The following is a 14,798-nucleotide window of genomic DNA, read 5'->3' as shown; positions in this document are numbered from 1 at the left end:
GCAATTAAGATACAGATATGGTGTGCGTTTATATCTGATTTACTGGTCAAACTGATTCAAGTGCAGCTTAAAAGAAAATGGTCTTTCTCGAACCTTAGTTCAATTATAAGACTACATCTGATGAGTTACATTAATCTTTTCACTTTTTTAAACGACCCAGATAAGTTACCTGTAGCACTTAAAACTAATCAGCTTAGCTTTGGGGGCTTTGAAATCAATTTTAAAATATAAAAGCGGCCTAATGATTTATTAAGCCGCTTTTTTTGTGTTTTATCATTTTCTCCGGACAACAGTGAAATGAATTCAGGATGACGATGCGCATTAACAGTACAGCCCTTAATTTTTATTGATGTTACTAATATGAACGGTATATGCAGGTTGTTCAGCAAGTTCGTTCAAATAGAATGCTGGTAAATCTAACTCTAGTCCCGCAGCAACTTTACGCCATTTAATAGTTTTGTTTGATCCTAGTAATTTAACCTTCGCATTACCTTGCGCATTAACGCCTTTTAATAAAAATTTACCCACCGGTAATTTTGGAAGGATGGCGTAAAGGTTATTACCCTTACTTGTAAAAAAGGCTTCCTTAACGGCATAACCAGGATCTGGATCTACAGTTTGTTTAAGGATATAACTTCCCCCTTCGCTCCCTTCCTTTTTAGGTTGCCAATCTGTTTTTCCGGCCGACCACTGGAAAGTATTTTTCCATTTACGAGTACCATAGATAGCTTCACCGTTAACTTTCATCCAGGCACCTATCTGCAGCAAACGCTCCTGCATAATGGGTGGGATTTTACCATTTGCATCAGGTCCTATATCCAATAGGAGATTACCGCCACTACTAACAATATTAACCAACATCAGAATTAAAGTCTGTGCAGAATTGTAGTCCTGCAGATCCTCATTTTTATTGAAGCCAAAAGAAAAACCCATGCCTCGGCATTCCTCCCAAGGCTTATTGGCCTGAAAATCGGCGGCATATTCGGTGGTATAATAGCCTCCATGTTTTTTACGCGTGTCTTTTCCCCATCTGTCGTTTACCATAATCTTATCTTTAACCGGCGACTCATTATAAAGCCATGCCAATAATTCTTCAGATTTCCAATCTTTATCAGACATTTCCCACTCACCATCAGCCCATAAAATGTCTGGTTTATACTTTGTCACCAAGTCCTTCACTTGTGGGAAGAGGTGCTCGTCAACAAATCTTTTTTTATCGCTTTGCCAAAGTGGGTTATACCATTCGAATAAAGAATAATAGAATCCCATTTTCATATCAGTCTTCCGAACTGCATCTGCCAGCGCAGCTACAAGATCTTGTTTTGGCCCAGTTTCTACACTGTTCCATGGCCTGGAATATGCTTTAGAAGCCTCTTTATTTGGCCATAGTGAAAACCCGTCATGATGTTTCGAGGTAAGCACAACGTACTTAGCACCAGCAGCCTCCATTAGTTTAGCCCAATCGTCAGGTTTGTAATCTTCAGCTTTAAACAGATCACCAAAATTGTAATAGGAATAGTCTTTACCATAAACCTGATCATGGTGCTCATTTACGCGCTTGTCATTATTATTAAGCCAGTATTGATACCATTCAGAATACATTCCTTTAGGTGCCCAGGCAGGCACAGAGTAAGGCCCCCAATGGATAAAAATGCCAAACTTAGCGTCTTCAAACCATCCTGGAAGCGGCCTGTTGTCCAACGAAGCCCAGTTGGCCTCGTATTTTGCAGACTGTCCAAAAGCATTAAATGAAGTATTGAATAAGGTAAAAATAAGAATAAAGGTTCCTATTGATAAAAATGGTGATCTGTTCATGTATTTTAAGCTGTAGCGCTATTTGTGTGTGTTGATATTGCGATTGATGTTTTTATGATTTACTAATTGAGATAGCCCTCTTTTTTAAGCACAGCTAATGATTCCATGAGCATAGCACCACTTAACTGAGCACGCAAGCCAGCCTTTCCCCCTACTGGTGCTTCCCACCAATGGTATCCGAATAGAATTACAGGACTTTTAGCTGTCCCTTTGGTCCATAAAATCTGCGCACTATTTTTTAGAAAATTAACATACCTTTTCCTAGTCGTTTCCGGTAAATCCTTGTTTCTAATCAACTCCGTTAAATAACGGACAAAAATTCCTTTAAATAAATTTACATCATGATCCTCTTGTTCAGCCCAATCGCTCAACGACTTATTAGTTGTATTTACCAGTGTGCTTGTAGTCCAGTCGGCAGTTTTGATGGCATCGTTCAGGTACACTTTATTACCAGTGATCTTATAAAACTCTAAAGCAGCCCCCATATAAGTTCCTGCATTATAAGTCCAGTCTCCTTTACTATCTTCTACTTTTTCAAATACCCTTCCGGATTGCTGTACAACACGATTTTCCTTCATCCAGTTGTAGATCATAGAAAGCCATTCTAAATTATTATGTCCATTGATCACTTCTGATTCGCCATATTTCTGCCAACGACGGGCAGCTATAATTGCAGCAGGACCATTTGAAGGAATACCCTTACTCTTGCCATTTACTGTATTTTCATGATTCCAGGGAATACCTCCGCCATCAAAATCATTCCACCCAACAGTAATCCATTTCCACAAATCCTTTGCAGACGTTTCATAACGGGCATCACCGGTTGCCTCAAACGCCCGCAGATGCGCCATTCCATGCCAACCCATATCATCATAATAGTTATTATAGAAACCTCCGCCATTTTTAGCTTTCACACCTTCATAGAAATCATAAATACGTTGTTTATATACATTGTCTTTTGTTCTTTGATAGGCATCAACCAACACATCCAATCCATGAGCCTCAGGCCAGTAATCGTACTGACCTATAGCTCCTAGATTGTCGTTATTAAAGTGATGTTTAGTAGAATTCCAGTAAATACTCGCAAAATTGATACTGCTGCTATCGGCTGCAGTAGTCCAGTTAACAGCATTTTTGGTACTCCTATCTATATATTCATCATTTATTTTCCCACAAGCGATAAATACTAGCGCTACACAGGATGCTAACAATATTCTTTTCATTTGCATATTTTTACAATTCGAAACTTAATTACCATTGATTGTATTATTTTGTTACCTATAATTTCTCAATCAGATGAGTATAACTTGCTAGTTCTGAACCAAAATCTACAGTTATATTGAATGACACATCTGTTTTATTAGGGAACTTAAATGAATAATCCCATTGATTTTTGTCGGTTGGGTTAAAAACTAAATAATAAAACGGACTTGGTTTTAAGTCAGCTGGCGCTTGATTATCTTTGTTTGCAGAGCCTACTTTTTGCTCCGATCCTCCAATAGTTATCCAGAAGAAATACCTATCATCACCATTATATACAGGCTTAACAGCATTTGCTTTCCATTTCCCTTTACTCTGATAAGTTAACGCAACTCTTTGTTGAGGGGAACACATAAAGAAGTCTAGTTTAGTGATTTCCTTGAAAGTGATGGATCCCGCAGTAAAATCTAAACTGATTTTATAAACACCATCCTTCGCTACTGTTGCCCCATTTCCATTTTCCTTGAAAGTAGCATTTCCTGCATCCACAGAGAAAGTTCTGGATACATTTGTTTTTGAATCTATAAACTTATACGTTTTACCTGCCTGTAGCTTAGTGTAGATTTCAAACTCATAACCACCGTCAAGTGCTTTTACAGTTAATGCCTTACTTAAATCAGTACCAGCCTCAGTTCCCTCACCTGTTAAATATAGAGAAACAGGAGGGTCTATGCCACTTAATCTGGTAATGTTGATTTTACGGGTTTGTTTAGACATTGTTTTTGTTAAACCCCTTGAAGCTACCACAGTCCATTTAAGAATACCCTCTTCAGCGGATGCAATTCCGGCTAATCCACCAATCTTATTTAATACTTTATGAGTGATACTTGCTCCTGTACTAATTCCTTTATTGTCGGCCGCAACCACATATATCGGTTTAGAGAAATCCCCATTTTCTTTATCAAACAAAACATCATAATAAACTACTCCATTATCCTGAGCTATAGACTTTTCCCATTCAAAATACACAGTTGCACTGGTAGGTTGCAGTACTAAATTTCTACCATCATCTGGCGAATAAAGTGTAGTAACCTCTGTTACGATAACTTCCTTAAAATCTTTATCTTTTTTACAACCGGTAAAAGCCAATAATGCAATTAAATAACAGGCTGTTGATAATATATATTTTTTCATTGTTCTTCTTTTTTAATGGTTAATATCCTGGGTTCTGTGATAAATTTGGATTTAGCAAACGTTCCTTTCTCGGTACGGCCCACAAATAATCACGATTTCTACTAAAGCTTCCTGCCGGAAGTTTGATGTAATCATAAGTTCCACTGCTTTTATCAAATTTCGCCCCGCGTGGCTGTTGGGTCAGTACGGTTTCAGCTGTTTTCCAACGACGAATGTCAAATACTCGCAAACCTTCTAAAGCCAGCTCACAACGACGTTCGTTACGGATCACTTCACGTAACACGTTCGGATCGTTACTTGGAAGATCTAATGCATCACCCGTATTATCAAATCCAGTTCTTTGTCTCAACTTTTTTATGGTTTGATCCCAAATTGTGCTGTTCATTTGACCTAGTTCATTTTTAGCTTCAGCATACATCAATAGCACATCAGCAAAGCGAATCAAAGGCAGATTTAAATTCGAATCCCATCCACCTCCAGTATATGATGATGGTGTTGGATCACAAAATTTACGATAATAATAACCGGTTGCAGTTTGAGTAGAACCAGGACCTGTATACTTATCAGACTTTCTGCCATCTGTTGGTGCAGGGCCATCAGGATGAATAACAATGTCATAAATAACGCCGGATCTATTCGTCCATTTAGAACCATCATAGGCTATCGTTGCACCCATTCGGGGATCACGACCTGCATAAGCAGGATCACTTGCAGTCCATTTCTTGCCATTTTTCATTAAATAGCTATCTACCAATCCTTGTGTTGGGCCGGCCAAATTAAGACGAGCATTAGTAGACATTGGTGCAAAATCAACCAGATTTCCCCATGTTCTTAATTCAGGAACATATTGCATGCTCAAGATAATTTCACTATTGTATTCGTTTTTCGCCCAAAACAGCTCTTCATAATTTGAGAATAAACTGTATGTACCATAAGTAGAACTGTTGATTAGCTTATCGGTATATTCAGCTACTTTAGTCCAGTTGTTTTCATATAAATATGCGCGTGCATTCAGTGCCATCGCTGCGCCTCTGGTTATTCTTCCATTATCAGCGGCAGCATATTCTTCCCGGCTTGGTAATATGGCTGCTACTTCATCCAACTCTTTATGTACCCATTCTAAAATTTGTGTCTGAGGTTTGCGGGCGATTGTTTTAGCCTGTTCTGGCGTAATGTCCGCAATAAAATGTGGCACATCGCCATACCATGTAGTTAGTTCAAGATAAAGAGAGGCCCGAATAAAGCGTATTTCAGCTTTTCTTCTATCTCTAAGTAACTGACTCATTGAGGTTATTCTATCTACATTTGCCAAAAAAGTATGACAAGTTTTTATTCCACCATAAGTAGCTCCCCATTCACTTTCAAAACGTCCATTGGAGACGTCTGCCAAGCCCGTAGCGATCAGCTTTTCGTTAGACGTTCCATATCCGTTATAAACATTATCGCTCAATATCTCATTTGCCATAAAATAATCGCTACTAAACATTTGTCGGTAAGCCATACTCAAAACGGAATTGGCCTTATCTTCTGATGTCCAGTAAGTTTCATCAGTAAACTTATTAGTTGGTGTAACGTCCAGCTTAACACAGCCAGTAACCAACAAGCCTGCCACCATTAAAACCAGATGGCTATATATTATAATTTTCCTTTTCATGATTCCCTTATATATATTGTCCATTAAAACTCAACATTAAAGCCGCCTCCTATGTATTTCAACAATGGGTAGTTACGCGCGCTGTTTGCTCCACTTGCATTCATGCTTCCACCAAACTCAGTAGATTCCGGATCGATGAAAGAATTTTTACTGAAAGTGAGCAAGTTTTGTCCATTAACAAAAACGCGCAGCTTACTCATGCCAATCTTTGTAGTTAGGGTTTTAGGCAAGGTGTAACCAATTTGAATGTTTTTTAAACGTAAATAAGCAGCATTGAAAATATTGAAATCAGAGCCTTTGCCATAATTGTTAACGGTAGAAGAGTTACTTTGTGGAGTAAGTCTTGGCCATTTCGCATCTGGATTTGCAGGCGTCCAATAATTCAGCTGATGCTCAAACATTACAGTTGAGTATCCACTATGGAATGGCTCAATAGTTTCACCTCTTAAGGCCATATCACGTTTACCTACTCCTTGCAACAACATACTCAAATCAAACCCTTTCCATTGAACATCGTAAGTAAAACCAAAAGTTAAACGTGGAAATGCATGTCCCAATACGTAGCGATCATTGTCATCAATAGTGCCATCACCATTGCGGTCTTTGTATTTCACATCTCCCGGCTGAGGAAGTATTCCAATAGGAAGTGCTGAGTTTTTAATTTCATCCTCGTTTTGAAATAAACCATCCGTTTTATAGCCGTAATAGCTATATAGTGGTAAGCCTACACGAATGATGCGCTCAATTTCATCAGATTTGTCAATTTGCTCAAATCCTTCAAACTTAGTAACCTTATTCCATGAATCTCCAATATTTAACCCAAATGAATGGCGAAATCCACTATGGCTCAGATTGTAATTAACACTAAATTCCCATCCCTGGTTAGCCATTTCGCCCAAATTGGCTTTAGGCACAGCTCCACCCAATGTAAGTGGGGTTTGAGGAGTTAACAGTATATCTTTTGTTTTCTTGTGGAAATAATCAAAAGTAGCGGTAAGGCTACCGCTAAGGAAGGTTGCATCTGCACCAATATTAAATGACGATGTAGTTTCCCATTTTAACTGTGGATTACCAAAAGTATAACCTGTTCCTGGTACAGCTTCATTGTTAAAACCATATTGATTTGGGTAGATGTCGTAGGTTGTGAATGTCTGATAGTCATCAATGTTTTGATTTCCAAGTGTTCCATAGGATCCACGAATTTTCAAATCACCGATTTTATTTTTCCAGAAATCAAAGAATCTCTCTTCTGTAATACGCCATCCCAATGATATTGAAGGGAAAAATCCCCAGCGGTTTTCTTTAGCAAATTTAGAGGACCCATCGTAACGGAAACTTCCCTCAGCATAATACTTATCCGCGAAGGAATATCCTATTCTACCAAAGTAAGAATAGATACTTCTTTCAGTAGTTCCCCCAACCGTATTATAACTAGTTGGATCAATAATAGTGCCCTCAATAGGAATACCCAATACCGGATCTACAAATTGCATTTTAATTTCCTGGCGACGCTGTCTGTAAGACTCATTAGAAAATCCTGCTAAAAAAGTCACATTATGTAGCTTTCCAAATGTTTTATTGTAGTCTAACATTACTTGGGTATTCAAGAGAGTAGCTTTACCACTATAATCTTCAATACTATATTTTTTTGAATCGCCTACATTAATTGGTGAATCATTTTCACTTGAAGACAAACCGTATATTGGCCAATAGAACCTTCTGATTAATCGTGTCTCAGGGCGAAGGTCAAACCCTACTAATCCTTTCGCTTTTAATCCATCGATAATTTGAAATTCTCCATTTAAACTACCCTGAAAATGATCGTTGTTGCTATTGGTATATCCCCCATGCTCCAATGATGCCAATGGATTTCCTCCCGTAAGCACATCATTGTTATAGTATCTGCCGTCGGCACCTTTTAAGATATAGTTATTATATACCGGCAAACGTGAAGCATCAGCAATCAGGAACCCGGTATCACCCTGATAGGCTTTACCTTCACTTCTATCGTACCATAATATTGTAGTAAGTTTAAGCTTACCAATATCAGTAGTTAGGTTAGAGCGGAAGTTATAACGTTTTAACCCATAATCAGGGCCTTTGAAATTACTCTCTTGATGGTAATAGCCTGCAGATATCATGTAGGTAGTATTTGTAGACCCACCTTGTACACTCAGGTTATAATTCTGCTGCATTCCATTTTTCAAAATACCTTTTAAAAAGTATTCGCTATCGCCTGTTGCAAGCTGATCAATATCTTGCGAAGAGTAGATTGGTGCCTGGCCTACATTTAGGAAAGAATCATTCCGCAATAATGCATTCTGATATCCTTTTAATGGTTTAATTAATACTTCAGGGTTTTGAGAACCTAGAATAGCACCAAACTTAACTACCGGTTTCGCTCCCAATTTCCCTTGTTTTGTAGTAATCAAAATAACCCCATTTGCCGAACGAGATCCGTAAATCGCAGAGCTGCCCGCATCCTTTAATATCGAAACACTTTCAACATCGTTAGGATTCAGGTTGTTCATGTTACTAATGTCATCACTGATTACACCATCAATGACCAATAACGGAGAGTTATTACCAAACGTGCTAATACCTCTTAAATTGATATTCATCGAATTATTATTGGGGTTCATGCTACGTTGCTGAATCACAAGACTTGGTGATGATCCCTGAAGGGCCTGGGTAAGGTTACCCACTGGACGGTCTTCAATCTGGCTGGCCTTAACCTGGTCTACTGCTCCGGTAATACTCGAACGTTTTTGAGTACCATAACCAACCACCACAACCTGGTCAAGATCCCGCATATCAACACTCATGCTGATATCCAGAATAGTTCTGCCATTCACTTTAATTTCCTGGACAGCATAGCCCATATAACTAAACACCAACGTGCCATCTTTTGGCACTTTAATGGCGTAGCTACCATCAGAAGTAGTCATCACACCAGTTGCAGCGCCCTTTAACTTCACCGTAACACCTGGTAATGGCAGCTTCTTTTCGTCTACAACTTTCCCCGTTACAGTAATCAGTTTCTGGGCAACAATAGGCTGCTCTGGCTTTCTTTTAACAATAACATTATTTTTATTGATCAAGAATGTCAAGGGCTGGTTATTGAATATAATCTGGAGTGCTTTTTCTAAAGGTAAATCCTTAAACGATGCATGAACTGGGTTCGCCTCATTCATCATTTTAGTATTGTACAAAAAGTTGTAGCCGGTTTGTTTCTTGATATCCTTTAAAATAGTGCTTAATTGAGCATTTTTCTCGTTAACACTTACATTCTGAGCATAACCAGATGCATATAGACTGGTTAACGACATGATCATTAGAACAATAGTTAGCTTCATAGCTAGCAATAATTTTGGTAAAATACAGGGTCGGATCCTGTACCTAAACAGAAAGTAAAAATTCATACATTTGAATATTTGGGTTAAATCGATAATTAGATAGCGGTATCTTTTTTGAATAGGGTTTAGCTCGGAAATACTCCGGAAGCGCGTCGCAAGCGCTTTCGGTTTTTACCGTCAAACCTCGTTTAATAGAACTAAGGCATAACGACAATCCTCCTTCCTTCAACTTTGAAATGGATGGTACCGGTTAGCTCAAGCATTTTTAATACCTCAGATATATCCTCATCTTTAGAGATATAACCGGCAAAAACCTTATCAGCAAGGTTTCCTTTGTAACTAACATCTACATCATACCATCTTGCAATTTTCCGCATAATGGTTTCAATATTCTCATCCGTAAACATAAAACTGCCATTCTTCCAGGCAACAAATTCGGCAGTATTTACCTTTTTAAGGTCAATAGAAGCATCTGATTTTTTTAAGATGGCCTGCTCACCGGGTTTAAGCATTTGTACTTGTCTGCTATTGGATAGCGCTACTGAGCCTTCCAACAAAGTGGTATGTATGTCCTGTTCATCATCATAAGCCATCACATTAAAATGCGTACCCAGCACTTTAACAGTCATGCCTTTCACATCAACTTTAAACGGCATACGTGCATTTTTTGCCACCTCAAAATAGGCTTCTCCTTTTAATTGAACACGTCGTTCCAACCCGGAAAAATAAGTTGGGAAGCTTAATGAGGATGAAGCATTTAGCCACACCTTTGTCCCATCCGGCAATACAACCTGGTATTGTCCACCACGCGGCGTACTAATCGTGTTAAATAAGTTTGTACCTTTAGCAGTACCAGGCCGGGTAATATTATTATACACCAGCAGCCCCTGACTTTTATTGGAGATTGTCGCTCCACCATCTGTAATCGGATCAACAGTACCATCATTATTTAAAGTAACCTTAGCGCCATCAGAAAGTGTAAGTACAGCTTTATTCCCGCCAGCAGTAATCCGATGTGCCAATTGTTGTGAAACATCCGGTTTTTGCTGAACTACGGTATAATACAGTCCCAAAGAACAAATCAAAAGTACTGCAGCAGCGATAGACCAACGTTTGTAATCAAGACGTTTTACAATTGGATTGATCTCATTATTCAGATTTTTGTGCAGTACGGCTCTTACTTTGGCTTCGTCACCCATACCCTCATCCCAGGGAAGATCTATAATATCGAAATCATCCTGATAATCTCTCAGCAACTTTTCTTCTTCGGGGCTGGTTTGACCAGCTAAATGCTTCTCAAAAAGCAAGACGTATTCATGTTTGTTCATGAACATAGGTTTAGGGTTTATAATTGGTTATAGATAGAGAGCCTGTTTTAGAACAGCACACACATACAAAATGAAAATAAATTAATAGTTCTTTTAAAACTGATTATTAATCCTAGATTTATTTCACCAAATATGCACGTACAAAAACTCTCTGATGCCGAATTATGGGACGCGATCAAAAATAATGAGCTAAAAGCTTTTAACATTCTTTTTGACCGCTATTGGTCTGCTATATACAAAACCGCCTATAATTACAATAAAGACCCTGAGGTATGTACAGAAATTACACACGACATATTCTTAAATATTTGGAACAAAAGACAAAGCCTGGAGATTCATTCTATAAAAGCCTATTTAATCAGTTCTGCACGCTACCATGTATATAAAAGAGAGAAACGGGTTAGAGCTATTGACCTTAAATATGTAGAAAATTACATTGACGTACAGGAAAACACCATACAAAACACTGCTGAAGAACACTTTAATTACAACGAACTTAAAACAAAGATTAATTGTTATCTGGAAGAGTTGCCACATCGCTCTAAAGAAATTTTTCTACTTAGCAGAGAAGAAAATCTCTCCAATGAGGAGATCGCAAACAGACTCTGTATCTCTAAAAGGACTGTAGAAAACCAGATCACCAATGCATTAAAGCACCTTAGAATATCTTTAAAACATTTTGGAATTGTAATGATCCTTTTTAAGCTTTAACTGTTCATCGTCATCCTGAATTTATTTCAGGACCTCGGAAGAGAAAGAAAACTTTGCAGGTGCGAGGTCCTGAAATAAATTCAGGATGACGATGAGCAAAAAAAAGAAGCCGTATCAAAAAATGATACGGCTTCTTTTCTATCTATAGAAACAGGAAATACTAAATATGTATTGCTCTGTTTTCAGTAGCAGCCATAGCTGCCTCTTTCAATGCTTCAGTATAAGTTGGGTGTGCATGGCAAATTCTTGCAATGTCTTCAGCCGATGCACGGAATTCCATAGCAACAACTGCTTCTGCGATCATATCTGCAGCACGTGGACCAATCATGTGTACACCTAAAATTTCGTCGGTCTTAGCATCAGCCAATACTTTTACAAAACCATCAGTATCCATACTTGCTTTAGCACGTCCACTCGCTTTGAAAGGGAATGAACCAGCTTTGTATTGAACACCTTGCTCTTTCAATTGCTCTTCCGTATAACCGACAGAAGCAACCTCTGGCCAGGTATAAACCACACCAGGAATCAAGTTGTAATTGATATGCGGTTTTTGACCAGCAATTCGCTCTGCAACGTAGATACCTTCATCTTCCGCTTTATGCGCAAGCATTGCACCTTTAACCACATCACCAATCGCATATACGCCCGGAACAGTAGTTTCAAGATGATCATTTACAGGAATCTTGTTTCCTCTTTCTTCAGTCTTGATGCCAATATTCTCTAAGCCCAATCCTTCAGTATAAGCTGTACGACCAACTGCAACGATGCAATAATCAGCTTCAAAGCTAACTTCTTCACCTTTAGCATTGGTTGCAGTAACCGTTACTTTTTTACCTTTAGTAGTCGCACCAGTTACCTTATGCCCCATGAAAAACTCCATACCCAGAGACTTTTTCAATACACGTTGCAGTTCCTTACCCAAGCCTGCATCCATCGTACCAATGATAGATGGCATAAACTCAATCACAGAAACCTTAGTTCCTAAACGAGCATAAACAGAACCCAACTCTAAGCCAATTACGCCACCACCAATAACAATCATTTGTTTTGGAACTTCAGTAATATTTAAAGCTTCAGTAGAAGTAATGATGCGTTTTTTATCAATTGGTAAAAAAGGCAATGCTGTAGGTTTTGATCCCGAAGCAATGATTACATTTTTAGCAGTAATCGTTTCAGACTTACCGTCTTTAGTAATTTTGATCGTATTTTTATCTACAAATGAACCAACACCTTCAAATGAATCAATTTTATTTTTTTTGAACAAGTATTGAATACCTGCAGTATTTTGAGCTACCACATCGTTTTTACGCGCGATCATTTGTGGCATATCAACCTTTAAATCTTTCAGGTTAATCCCATGAGTCTGAAAAGTATGGGCTGCATTGTGAAAATGTTCTGAAGAGTCTAACAAGGCTTTTGATGGAATACAACCTACATTTAAACAGGTACCACCAAAAGTTTTATATTTTTCTATAACTGCCGTTTTTAAGCCTAATTGGGCGCATCTGATTGCTCCAACATAACCGCCCGGGCCCGAGCCAATTACAACTACATCGTATTGCATATTAAGGATTTTTTTTGCGTAAAGTTAAGAAACCTAATGTGAATATCAGTCAATTATTAACCAATTCCATATATTTATGTCTTAAAAAACCCTCATTTATGGTCCCCGTAAAATCCTTTTGGCTTGCCATCCTGGTGCTTTTTGCAACTCCTTCCCTATTTGCACAACAAACAGATTCGGCCTATGTCCGCCAAAACTATACAAAAATAGAACGACGCATCACAATGCGAGACGGCATTAAGCTCTTTACGTCCATTTATATCCCAAAAGATCAAAGTAAAAAATACCCGATCTTGCTCAACCGGACACCTTATACCGTTTCCCCTTATGGTGAACAGAACTACAAAACAAGCTTAGGTAATTTCCCTGCCGAAATGCACGAGGGATTCATATTTGTATATCAGGATGTAAGAGGCAAATGGATGAGTGAAGGTAATTTTGATGACATCAGACCACAAATAGCCAATAAAAAAAGCAAAAAAGACATCGACGAAAGTTCTGACACCTATGACACGATCGACTGGCTGGTTAAAAACATTAAAGACAACAATGGTAAAGTTGGCATATATGGGATATCCTACCCAGGATTTTACAGCACCACGTCCTTACCAGGCGCACACCCTGCATTAAAAGCAGTTTCGCCACAAGCCCCGGTTACGGACTGGTTCATTGGCGATGATTTCCATCACAATGGTACGCTATTCTTAGCTGATGCCTTTAGCTTTATGAGCACTTTTGGCGTACCTAGACCAACTCCCATCACCCCGGATAAAGGCCCCAAAGGTTTTAAATTCCCAATTCAAGACAACTACCGTTTTTACCTGGAAGCAGGATCCGTTAAAAATCTAAAAGAGAAGTATTTCGCCGATAGCATCGGATTTTGGAACAACTTATTTGCCCATCCAAACCTTGATACCTTTTGGAGAGCAAGAAACATCCAGCAACACCTTACCCATGTAAAACCTGCCGTAATGGTGGTTGGCGGTTTCTTCGATGCTGAAGACGCTTATGGAACTTTTGCGACTTACAAATCCATTGAAAAACAAAACCCTGGGGCCAATAATATCCTTGTAGCAGGGCCATGGTTTCATGGAGGCTGGGTACGTGGCAATGGCAGCAGCTTTGGCGACATCAATTTTGGTCAGCCAACCAGCACCTATTATCAGGAGAACTTTGAACTCCCTTTCTTTAAGTATCATTTGAAAGGGGAAGGCAGCTTTAATCCGGCCGAAGCAAACATCTTTATAACTGGTCGCAATGAATGGAAAAAATTTAGTGCTTGGCCACCTCAAGAAACAGAAAATAGAACGCTTTACTTCCAACCCAATGGAAAACTGAGCTTCGATAAAGTACAGCGGACGGACAGCTGGGATGAGTATGTGAGCGACCCTAATAGTCCTGTCCCTTATCAGGACGGAGTACAGGCCAGAAGAACACGCGAATATATGATCGATGACCAACGTTTTGCAGCCCGCAGACCTGATGTAAAAGTATATCAGACCGATATTTTAACGGAAGATATTACACTTACTGGCCCCGTTTTAGCCAACCTTGTCGTTTCTACTACGGGCACAGATGCCGACTATGTGGTTAAGCTGATCGATGTATATCCAGAAGATAGTCCAGATCCATCACCTAATCCACGCAACGTCATTATGGGCGGTTACCAGATGCTGGTCCGTGGCGAAATCATGCGTGGTAAATACCGCAACAGCTTTGAAAAACCAGAACCATTTATCCCAGGCATGGTCACCAAAGTAAATTATGCACTTCCAGATGTAGCCCATACCTTTAAAAAAGGCCATCGTATGATGGTGCAGGTTCAAAATTCATGGTTCCCACTAGCTGACAGAAACCCACAAAAATTTATGGACATCTACCAGGCAGATCCATCAGATTTTCAAAAAGCAACACATCGCATATTTCACGATGTAAACAATGCCTCTGCACTTACCCTAACCGTGTTAAAACCATAA

General features: G+C 39.0%; 9 protein-coding genes and 1 pseudogene. 3 read left to right on the top strand and 7 right to left on the bottom strand.

The annotated features are described in order from the left end of the window. Positions 1-231: pseudogene (locus EZ444_RS27525) on the top strand (hypothetical protein); the annotation flags it as partial. Between the two features lie 105 nt (positions 232-336). Here the strand turns inward: EZ444_RS27525 and EZ444_RS26255 are convergent. The 6 genes from EZ444_RS26255 to EZ444_RS26230 form a co-directional block, all read right to left on the bottom strand. Continuing rightward, the gene (locus EZ444_RS26255) at positions 337-1,815 is read right to left on the bottom strand and encodes an alpha-L-fucosidase (RefSeq protein WP_131612880.1); all 1,479 of its coding nucleotides are present in this window, start codon (positions 1,813-1,815) and stop codon (positions 337-339) included. Positions 1,816-1,877: 62 nt separating this feature from the next. After that, entirely contained in the window at positions 1,878-3,038 is a 1,161-nt protein-coding gene (locus EZ444_RS26250; protein WP_131612879.1) for a glycoside hydrolase family 76 protein, read from the bottom strand. Positions 3,039-3,093: 55 nt separating this feature from the next. Continuing rightward, on the bottom strand, positions 3,094-4,209 hold the full coding sequence (locus EZ444_RS26245) for a SusE domain-containing protein (protein ID WP_131612878.1): 1,116 nt from the start codon (positions 4,207-4,209) through the stop codon (positions 3,094-3,096). 19 nt (positions 4,210-4,228) lie between these two features. After that, positions 4,229-5,863, bottom strand: coding sequence for a RagB/SusD family nutrient uptake outer membrane protein (locus EZ444_RS26240; RefSeq protein WP_131612877.1), 1,635 nt, complete (start codon positions 5,861-5,863; stop codon positions 4,229-4,231). A gap of 23 nt (positions 5,864-5,886) precedes the next feature. Beyond that, a complete protein-coding gene (locus tag EZ444_RS26235) occupies positions 5,887-9,219 on the bottom strand; it encodes a TonB-dependent receptor (RefSeq protein ID WP_131612876.1) in 3,333 nt (1,110 codons plus the stop codon). Between the two features lie 197 nt (positions 9,220-9,416). After that, entirely contained in the window at positions 9,417-10,547 is a 1,131-nt protein-coding gene (locus EZ444_RS26230) for a FecR family protein (protein WP_165503737.1), read from the bottom strand. Between the two features lie 132 nt (positions 10,548-10,679). Here EZ444_RS26230 and EZ444_RS26225 point away from each other — a divergent pair, with 132 nt between their 5' ends. Then, complete coding sequence (locus EZ444_RS26225; RefSeq protein WP_131612874.1) at positions 10,680-11,258, top strand: sigma-70 family RNA polymerase sigma factor; 579 nt, start codon at positions 10,680-10,682, stop codon at positions 11,256-11,258. 160 nt (positions 11,259-11,418) lie between these two features. Here the strand turns inward: EZ444_RS26225 and lpdA are convergent, their stop codons facing one another. After that, entirely contained in the window at positions 11,419-12,822 is a 1,404-nt protein-coding gene (lpdA, locus tag EZ444_RS26220) for a dihydrolipoyl dehydrogenase (RefSeq protein ID WP_131612873.1), read from the bottom strand. A 98-nt stretch (positions 12,823-12,920) separates the two neighbouring features. Here lpdA and EZ444_RS26215 point away from each other — a divergent pair, with 98 nt between their 5' ends. Further along, positions 12,921-14,798, top strand: coding sequence for a CocE/NonD family hydrolase (locus EZ444_RS26215; RefSeq protein WP_131612872.1), 1,878 nt, complete (start codon positions 12,921-12,923; stop codon positions 14,796-14,798).

The organism is Pedobacter hiemivivus (assembly GCF_004331685.1).
GTDB lineage: Bacteria > Bacteroidota > Bacteroidia > Sphingobacteriales > Sphingobacteriaceae > Pedobacter > Pedobacter hiemivivus.
Note: the sequence above shows the minus strand (reverse complement) of the source record. Positions and strands in the feature narration are given on the sequence as shown.

Bases quoted from the DNA above. Each gene is read 5' to 3' on its own strand.
- EZ444_RS26235 (WP_131612876.1), bottom strand. From the start codon at position 9,219: ATGAAGCTAACTATTGTTCTAATGATCATGTCGTTAACCAGTCTATAT.
- EZ444_RS26245 (WP_131612878.1), bottom strand. From the start codon at position 4,209: ATGAAAAAATATATATTATCAACAGCCTGTTATTTAATTGCATTATTG.
- EZ444_RS26240 (WP_131612877.1), bottom strand. From the start codon at position 5,863: ATGAAAAGGAAAATTATAATATATAGCCATCTGGTTTTAATGGTGGCA.
- EZ444_RS26230 (WP_165503737.1), bottom strand. From the start codon at position 10,547: ATGAACAAACATGAATACGTCTTGCTTTTTGAGAAGCATTTAGCTGGT.
- EZ444_RS26225 (WP_131612874.1), top strand. From the start codon at position 10,680: ATGCACGTACAAAAACTCTCTGATGCCGAATTATGGGACGCGATCAAA.
- lpdA (WP_131612873.1), bottom strand. From the start codon at position 12,822: ATGCAATACGATGTAGTTGTAATTGGCTCGGGCCCGGGCGGTTATGTT.
- EZ444_RS26215 (WP_131612872.1), top strand. From the start codon at position 12,921: ATGGTCCCCGTAAAATCCTTTTGGCTTGCCATCCTGGTGCTTTTTGCA.
- EZ444_RS26255 (WP_131612880.1), bottom strand. From the start codon at position 1,815: ATGAACAGATCACCATTTTTATCAATAGGAACCTTTATTCTTATTTTT.
- EZ444_RS26250 (WP_131612879.1), bottom strand. From the start codon at position 3,038: ATGAAAAGAATATTGTTAGCATCCTGTGTAGCGCTAGTATTTATCGCT.